6 protein-coding genes are annotated in these 9,233 nt (G+C 50.2%); all 6 read right to left on the bottom strand.

What is annotated here, in order from left to right; translation table 11 throughout:
* On the bottom strand, positions 1 to 141 hold a 141-nt coding region (gene tuf / locus GF404_09620; protein MBD3382441.1), incomplete at its 3' end, for an elongation factor Tu.
* Between the two features lie 98 nt (positions 142 to 239).
* Positions 240 to 2,306 (bottom strand): elongation factor G, encoded by a 2,067-nt coding sequence (gene fusA / locus GF404_09625; protein ID MBD3382442.1) that lies wholly within the window; start codon positions 2,304 to 2,306, stop codon positions 240 to 242.
* A 125-nt stretch (positions 2,307 to 2,431) separates the two neighbouring features.
* Positions 2,432 to 2,902, bottom strand: coding sequence for a 30S ribosomal protein S7 (gene rpsG, locus GF404_09630; protein MBD3382443.1), 471 nt, complete (start codon positions 2,900 to 2,902; stop codon positions 2,432 to 2,434).
* Positions 2,903 to 2,910: 8 nt separating this feature from the next.
* Positions 2,911 to 3,282: a 30S ribosomal protein S12 gene (locus GF404_09635; protein MBD3382444.1), complete on the bottom strand. Its 372-nt coding sequence runs from the start codon at positions 3,280 to 3,282 to the stop codon at positions 2,911 to 2,913.
* Between the two features lie 76 nt (positions 3,283 to 3,358).
* Positions 3,359 to 7,468 (bottom strand): DNA-directed RNA polymerase subunit beta', encoded by a 4,110-nt coding sequence (gene rpoC / locus GF404_09640; protein ID MBD3382445.1) that lies wholly within the window; start codon positions 7,466 to 7,468, stop codon positions 3,359 to 3,361.
* A gap of 31 nt (positions 7,469 to 7,499) precedes the next feature.
* Positions 7,500 to 9,233, bottom strand: a 1,734-nt coding sequence (gene rpoB, locus GF404_09645) for a DNA-directed RNA polymerase subunit beta (protein MBD3382446.1), incomplete at its 5' end; no start/stop codon positions are given.

The following is a 9,233-nucleotide window of genomic DNA, read 5'->3' on the forward strand; positions in this document are numbered from 1 at the left end:
AAACGATCGAATCTGGGAAAAGCCCAGGCGTGCCTGAACCATCGTCATCGCCGCCGTCAACGTCGTCTTACCATGGTCTACATGACCGATCGTACCCACATTTACGTGGGCTTTCGTTCTCTCAAATTTCTCCTTTGCCATTCGGCTTTATCCTCCTGAAATTTCGCAAAAATTTTCAGCCTAATAAACTACTTAATCCGTAATTGTCAAGTAGAGAAAGCAACTAAATTACAAAAAATTTAGAAATTTGCAACATATTTTTTATAGATCTCCTCAGCTGCAAAATCAAAATGTAAAAACTCCATCGAATAAATCGCTCTCCCCTGCGAGATATTGCGCAATTGGGTCGTATAACCAAACATCTCCGAAAGCGGAACTTCTGCTGATACCACCTGCGCATCGGATCGCAGATTTATGCCTGTTACCTTACCCCGGCGAGTCTTTAAATCACCGACGACATCACCAAGATATTCTTCCGGAACCACCACTTCCACTTTCATGAACGGCTCAAGAAGTTTGGGGCTCGCTTTCCGGACACCATCCTGAAATGCCATGGAAGCCGCCACCCGGTAAGCCATCTCCGAAGAATCGATCTCATGACAGCTCCCACCTGTCAGCACAGCACGTACCCTGATTACAGGATATCCGGCAATCACGCCGTTTTCAATCGCACCCTTGACACCATTCTCGATTGCAGGAATAAACTCCGAGGGAATCTGATTTCCCTTGATCTCATTTACAAATTCAAAATCTTTATCTTCATCGATAGGCTCGAAACGCATAAACACATGACCGTATTGACCACGTCCCCCCGATTGCCTGACAAATCTGCCTTCGGATTCAGCGATTTCGGTAATAGTTTCTTTATAGGCAACCTGAGGTGTACCGACATTAGCCTCGACCTTGAACTCGCGGCGCAGGCGTTCGATCAATACTTCCAGATGCAGTTCGCCCATCCCGGAGATGATCGTCTGACCGGTGTCCTCGTCGACTTTGATCTTAAAAGTTGGATCTTCATCGGCCAGTCGATTCAATGAATCAGTCAGTTTTTCGAAATCAGCCTTGCTCTTCGGTTCAATCGCAATATAGATCACCGGCTCGGGGAACTCCAGAGTTTCCAGCACAATTGGTGCTTTGGGGTCACAAAGCGTGCCCCCGGTGGTTGTAAACCTCAACCCCACCGCGGCAACGATATTGCCCGCGGTCACTTCCTTGAGCTCCTCACGCTTGTTGGCATGCATCTGCAAAATTCGTTGAATTCTTTCTTTTTTGCCCGTGCTCGAATCAAGCAGGCTCTGGCCTGTGGCGCACTTACCGGAATAAATTCTGAGATAAGTCAAGCGTCCAACGTATGGATCACTGGCTACTTTAAAGGCAAGCGCAGAAAAAGGTTCGCTTTGTTTGGCCGCCCTTTGCATAGGTTTTTCATTTTTGGGATTGAGCCCCTCGACAGGAGGTAAATCGGCAGGTGAGGGCAAAAAATCAACTACCGAGTCCAAAATATTCTGTACGCCCTTATTCTTGAACGACGACCCACACAACACGGGCACGACCCGGCTGTCGATAGTAGCCTTTCGCATCACATATTTTATGTCCTCATCGGTCAACTCTTCACCTGACAAATATGTATGCAGCAGTTCATCATCACAGTCCGCGAGCTTTTCGAGCATCTCCTCGCGAGCCTTCTCCGCATCTTCTTTGAGATCATCGGGGATGTCCGATTCAATAACTGTCGTTCCCAGATCCTCCTCCGAATATTCCACCTTCTTCATCCTGATAAGGTCGACAAGGCCAGTAAATTCGGGGCCTTCCCCGATCGGGAGGGTGATCAGAATCGGATTGGCCTTGAGCCTCTCGACCATCATTTTGAGCACGTTTTTATAATTAGCGCCGACCCGATCCATTTTATTTATATATGCCAGACGGGGCACTTTGTAAAAGCTGGCCTGACGCCAGACCGTTTCGGATTGTGGCTCGACGCCTCCCACGGCACAGAAAATCAGTATGACTCCATCAAGAACGCGCATGGAACGCTCGACTTCAGCCGTAAAATCTACATGTCCCGGAGTGTCAATAATATTGATCTTGTACTTGTTCCAGAACGTAGTGGTGGCGGCTGAAGTGATGGTTATGCCGCGTTCCTTCTCCTGTTCCATCCAGTCCATGATCGTGGTGCCCTCGTGGACCTCTCCGATCTTGTAGGACTTCCCGGAATAGAACAAAATCCGTTCCGTCGTAGTCGTCTTGCCGGCATCGATATGCGCGGCCAGACCAATATTGCGTATTTTCTCCATGGGTACTTGCATAAATAAAAAAACTCCACTGTTTTTTTTCAGTCACACAGAAGGGAAAAACAGTGGAGCGAACAAATCGTCACTGATATCCCTATTACGTTATGTCCCTCTGCTCAAATTTGTCTCTGACAATAGAATTACCATCTAAAGTGAGCAAAAGCCTTGTTGGCTTCTGCCATCCTGTGGGTGTCCTCACGTTTTTTAATCGTGGAACCCTCGTTTTTGGATGCGGCCATCAATTCAGCGGCCAGTTTTTCTGCATACGATTTTTCGGAGCGTCCCCTGGAATAACTGATCAGCCACCTGATCGCCAGGGCATTACGGCGTTCCGAGCGGACTTCCATCGGAACCTGGTAAGTCGCACCACCGACTCGTCTTGATTTTACTTCGACCAAAGGCCTGGCGTTGTTAATCGCCTTATGAAAAACATCGATGCCTTTCTGGCCGAGTTTTTTCTCGATGATACTCATGGCATCGTAGAAAAGCCTCTCGGCGACACTTTTCTTGCCGCTTCTCATCATGCAATTCATAAAACGAGCCACCAGGACATCGTTATAGACAGGATCCGGAGGACGTTCCCGCTTTTCAACTTGTTTCCGTCTCGGCATATTATCCTCTATTTCCCTTTCTTGGTACCATACTTGGAACGAGCCCGCTTGCGATCATCGACACCGGCAGTATCCATGGAACCGCGGATAACGTGATAGCGCACGCCCGGCAGGTCCTTGACACGACCGCCGCGAATCAAGACCATAGAGTGCTCCTGGAGATTGTGACCTTCACCAGGTATATAGGAAGTTACTTCCATCTGGTTGGTCAGCCTGACACGCGCGACCTTACGCAGAGCCGAGTTCGGCTTCTTAGGCGTGGAGGTATAGACACGCGTACAGACCCCCCGCTTCTGCGGAGATCCCTTCAGGGCAGGCGTATTGGTCTTCTCGATAACACGCTTGCGACCCTTGCGAATCAACTGACTAATCGTTGGCAAATTAACACCTCATATATAATTACATCATTTAATATCGACAAACAGACCACTTAATATATCGGAAATCACCAACCTGTCAAGCATTTTCCTCGACCGTTTCCGACTGTGATTCTTCGCTTTCGGTGATCTCTTCAGGTTCCAGTTCGGGTTCCGGAAGATCCGGTTCAGGGCCTTCCACATTGATCCTGCGATAACGCTTGAGACCTGTACCGGCCGGGATCAGGTGACCGATGATTACGTTCTCCTTGAGTCCCAGGAGATGATCGCTCTTGCCCATTATGGCTGCCTCGGTCAGAACCCGGGTAGTCTCCTGGAAGGAGGCCGCCGAGAAGAAACTGTCGGTCGACAGTGACGCCTTGGTAATACCGAGGAGCAGGGGCTGGAAAGTCGCCGGTTCACCACCTTCGATGATCACCCTGTCGTTCTCATCCTTGAAAACATGCTTATCCACGACATCACCCTCGAGGAAGTTCGTATCACCGACTGACTCGACACGCACCTTCTGCATCATCTGGCGCACAACTACCTCGATATGCTTATCGTTGATTTTGACTCCCTGTAAACGATAGACCTCCTGGACTTCATTCACAAGATATTCCTGCACAGCGTTAGCGCCCTTGATCGCCAGGATATCATGCGGATCGATCGGGCCTTCACAGAGCCTGTCTCCGGCATACACCCGGTCACCGTCATGGACATGAATATGACGTCCGTGCGGGATCAAGTATTCCTTGTTTTCACCTTCATCACCCTTGATGATGATCTGGCGGTTTCCGCGTACTATCTTGCCCAGTTCGACGTAACCATCGATCTCGGAAACGACAGCCGGGTTGCGCGGATGGCGAGCCTCGAACAGCTCCGCAACTCGCGGCAGACCACCGGTAATATCCCGTGTCTTGGAGATATCGCGCGGGATCTTGACCAGAACATCACCTGACTTGACTTTATCGCCTTCACGGACCTGCAGGTTGGAACCATTTGGAATCGAGTAACTGGCACGTGTACGACCGGCCGAATCCTTGACCTTGACGGTCGGCAGGAGGGTTTTGTCACGATGTTCCACAATAACCATCTGGCGCAGACCGGAAATTTCATCCAGCTCTTCATCGACGGTCACACCCTCTATGATATCACTGAATTCGACCGTGCCGGAAACCTCGCTGAGGATAGTGTTGGAATATGGATCCCATTCGAAGATCGTGTCTCCCTTTTCAACCTGCTCGCCCTCGCTGACATCCAGGATTGCCGCATACGGCACACTCAGTCGACCGCGCACATTCCCCTTATCGTCTTCAATATAGACTTCAGAATCACGGTTAATGACCGCCCTGCGACCATCCTCGAGTTTAATACTTTTCACGTTTTTATAAACAAGTTTACCGGTATACTTGGAGCTGACCTTGGAACTTTCCGCAATTCGCCCGGCAGTACCGCCGATATGGAAAGTTCGCAGGGTAAGCTGTGTACCAGGCTCACCGATCGACTGCGCCGCGATTACGCCTACAGCCTCTCCCATATTGACCATCTTTAAAGTGGCCAGGTCCCGGCCATAACAATTGGCACAGACACCCCGACGGGACTCACAGGTCAGAACCGAACGAATTCTGACAGACTCGATACCGGAATCTTCGATTTTATGGGCGGCTTCTTCGTTGATCCTTTCACCTGCTTCGACGATGATTTCATCGGTAATCGGATCGATGATATCATCGAGAGATACTCGGCCAAGTGTACGATCGGCCAAAGACTCTATAACTTCCTCGCCTTCTTTCAATGGCGTAACGTCCAGGCCCAAAATAGTACCGCAGTCGTTTTCGGTAATAATAACATCCTGTGCCACATCCACCAGACGCCTGGTCAGGTAGCCCGCATCAGCGGTCTTCAGCGCAGTATCGGCCAGACCCTTGCGCGCGCCGTGAGTTGAAATGAAGTATTCCATCACATTCAGGCCATCCCGGAAATTCGAAATAATCGGGGATTCGATAATCTCACCGATCGAACCGGTAATTTTCTTCTGGGGCTTGGCCATCAAACCGCGCATACCGGCCAGCTGTTTGATCTGGTCTTTTGAGCCTCGCGCTTTGGAGGACACCATCATGTAGACCGGGTTAAACCCGTGGTCGATCTTGGAAAGCTGGGTAAACAGGGCGTCGGAAACATCAGCGGTGGTGGTAGTCCAAACGTCGATTACGCGATTATATCTCTCCGCATTCGTGATTAACCCTCGTTCATATTTTTTCGTAATCGCCTTAACTTCCTTGACCGCCTTTTCGATCATTCCGGCCTTCTTTTCCGGAACGACCAAATCATCGATACCAATTGTCACACCCGACAGAGTGGCATACTCAAATCCGAGATTTTTCAGTCTGTCAAGAAATTCGGAAGTATACTCTTTGCCGTATCTCATAAAGACATGGAGTACCAAATCAGCCAGGTTGCCCTTGTTAGCCAGTTTATTGAAGACCGGAAAATCATCCGGCAGGATGCTGGAGAAAATCAATCTTCCGCCGGTGGTTTCGACCTGTTCGCCGTCGATACGCACCTTGATTTTAGCATGCATATCTATCTTGTCCGTATCGACTGCCATTATAGCTTCTTCGCGAGAATGGAAGATCATACCTTCGCCAACCGCGCCGGGCCGTTCGCGCGTAATATAGTGACATCCCAGAACCATATCCTGTGAAGGAGTAGCGACCGGCAGCCCGGACTGAGGCAGAAGCAGGTTATTTGTCGACAACATCAGCAGTTTAGCCTCGAGCTGAGCTTCGAATGACAGCGGTACATGGACAGACATCGAGTCTCCGTCAAAGTCGGCATTGAAGGCTGAACAGACTAGTGGATGAAGTCGGATCGCCTTGCCTTCAACCAGAATCGGATAAAAAGCCTGGATACCCATACGATGGAGCGTTGGTGCACGGTTCAGAAGCACGGGGTGATCAGATATAATTTCCTCGAGAATATCCCAGACTTCGGGCCGTTCCCTCTCAACCAGCTTTTTAGCCGATTTCACCGTCTGCACATAGCCCTTTTCCTCGAGCTTCATGATGATAAACGGTTTGAACAGTTCCAGAGCCATGTTCTTAGGTAGACCGCACTGATGGAGCTTAAGTTCCGGTCCGACTACAATAACCGATCGGCCGGAATAATCCACGCGCTTGCCCAGCAAATTCTGGCGAAAACGTCCCTGCTTGCCCTTGAGGAGATCGGACAATGACTTCAAGGGGCGTTTGGAATCGCCGCGAACCGAGTGCGTTCTGCGACCATTGTCAAAGAGAGCGTCGACTGACTCCTGGAGCATTCTCTTTTCGTTTCTGAGAATTACTTCCGGTGCGCGGATATCAATCAATTTTTTGAGTCGATTGTTGCGATTGATCACCCGGCGATAGAGGTCATTTAAATCCGATGTCGCGAAACGTCCGCCCTCGAGCGGGACAAGAGGACGAAGATCCGGGGGAAGCACGGGTACATAATCGAGAATCATCCAGTCCGGACGATTGTTCGACTGGCGGAAGGCCTCGACAACCCGCAGTCTCTTGAGGACATCTTTTTTGCGCTGAACCGAGGTCTCGATCTTGGCCTGCGCCCTGAGTTGAATCGAGAGGTCTTCGATGTCGATCTTGGCCAGCAGGTCACGGATTGCCTCCGCGCCCATACGAGCATCGAATTCCTTGTTGGCCTCATTCAATTCGCGATACTCTTCCTCGGTGATAATATCCCGTTCCTTGAACGGAGTATTGCCGGGATCCACCATGATGTAAGCTTCATAGTACAATATTTTTTCAAGGTTGCGCGGTGACATATCCATCAGGTTGCCGATCCTCGAAGGTATCGACTTGAAGTACCATATATGAGATACCGGTACCGCCAGCTTGATGATCCCCATCCGCTCACGACGCACCTTGGAGTGGGTCACCTCGACACCACACCGGTCACAGACGATTCCGCGGAAACGAACCCGTTTATACTTACCGCAGGCGCACTCGAAATCCTTAACCGGCCCGAAGATCCGTTCACAGAACAGGCCCTCGCGCTCTGGTTTAAAGGAACGGTAATTGATTGTTTCCGGTTTGGTCACCTCGCCATAAGACCAGGACGAAATCGTCTCGGGTGAAGCGAGCTGAATTTTGATCTCACTGAAATCCGATGGCTTCCTTGATTGTCTGCCGAAAAGATCTACCACAATCATCCCTCCTAAAATGGGACAAACTTTTCTTTATCTAAGACTCCACCAGCTCGATATCGAGACAGAGTGACTGGAGTTCTTTGACCAACACGTTAAATGATTCCGGAATACCCGGTTCTGGCGGATTCTCGCCTTTGACTATGGCCTCGTAGACCTTGGAACGCCCGGAGACATCATCCGACTTGACAGTCAGAAGCTCCTGCAGAGCATAGGCGGCACCATAGGCCTCCATCGCCCAGACCTCCATTTCTCCGAAACGCTGGCCGCCAAACTGGGCTTTACCACCCAGAGGCTGTTGCGTAACCAGGGAATATGGGCCGATCGAGCGCGCGTGAATCTTGTGATCCACCAGATGGGCCAGTTTTAACATATATATGTATCCAACAGTAATCGGGCTGGAGAATTTTTCACCCGAAAAACCGTCGTAGATTTCGACTTTTCCGCTCTCCGGCAGACCAGCCTTTTTGAGCTCGGCCTTGACTTCCTCGATTGATGCGCCATCAAATACAGGCGTTGAATAGAACTGGTTAAGTACATCCGCGGCCCAGCCCAGATGGGTCTCGAGGATCTGGCCGACGTTCATACGGGAAGGTACTCCGAGCGGATTGAGGATAATATCCACCGGGGTGCCATCTTCGAGATACGGCATATCCTCGACTGGCACGATTTTCGAGATAACACCTTTATTTCCATGACGACCGGCCATCTTGTCACCAACAGACAGTTTGCGCTTGACGGCGACTTTGATCTTGGCCAGTTGCTTGACGCCCGGGGGAAGCTCAGCGCCACGAACGACTTTCTCGATTTCTATTTCGAGCTGACTGCGCTTTTCAGCCACCAGTCTCTCGGTTTCCCGCATCAATTTATCCACGTCTTTATTTACACGGCTTTCCTGACACCAGCCATCCGGAGCCTTGATTTCCTCGATATCGATACCGATGAAGGATTCCTGGCTGAACTTCTGCCCGGCACGAATAACCACCGAATCATCTTCAGCCTTGCGAATCGTATTGGAAGTGTACCCATCCAATAACTCACTCAGTCGTTTGCGACTGAGGTCCTTGATATCATCAACCATCTTACCGTAAGATTTTTTCAAACGAGCCTTCTCGGCCGCTTCTTTTTTCTTGGCTTCCTCGTTACGCTCTTTCCGTGCGAACACCTGGGTGTCGATTACGATCCCTTTAAGACCGGGAGGCGCTTTCAGCGAGGCGTCACGAACATCGCCGGCTTTTTCTCCGAAGATCGCCCTCAAGAGTCTCTCTTCAGGCGAAAGTTCGGTTTCACCCTTGGGAGTTACTTTGCCGACCAGAATATCGCCAGCTTCAACTTCCGAACCGACTGTAACCACACCACGCTCATCCAGATGACGGATCGCGTCCTCGGACACATTGGGGATCTCGCGCGTGATTTCCTCCGAACCGCGCTTGGTATCACGCACCTGGAGTTCGTATTCCTCAACATGAATCGAAGTATAAATATCCTCTTTTACAATTCTTTCAGAGATGATGATGGCATCCTCGAAATTGTAGCCGCGCCAGGGCATGAATGCCACCAGGACGTTGAATCCAAGGGACAGTTCGCCCCCGTGACTGGACGGTCCATCAGCAAGAACATCTCCTTTTTTTATTTTGTCACCCAGATCGACGATAGGTCGATAGTGCACGCAGGTATCCTGGTTGGAGCGTTTATATTTTATCAGCTTATAATCTATCGCTTCACGGTAACCCAGAATATCATCAGTGAATTTTGTCGAAGGCTTGATACG

The sequence above is a fragment of the Candidatus Zixiibacteriota bacterium genome (assembly GCA_014728145.1).
In the GTDB taxonomy this organism is placed as follows: domain Bacteria; phylum Zixibacteria; class MSB-5A5; order JAABVY01; family JAABVY01; genus WJMC01.

Bases quoted from the DNA above. Each gene is read 5' to 3' on its own strand.
- fusA (MBD3382442.1), bottom strand. From the start codon at position 2,306: ATGCAAGTACCCATGGAGAAAATACGCAATATTGGTCTGGCCGCGCAT.
- rpsG (MBD3382443.1), bottom strand. From the start codon at position 2,902: ATGCCGAGACGGAAACAAGTTGAAAAGCGGGAACGTCCTCCGGATCCT.
- rpoC (MBD3382445.1), bottom strand. From the start codon at position 7,468: ATGATTGTGGTAGATCTTTTCGGCAGACAATCAAGGAAGCCATCGGAT.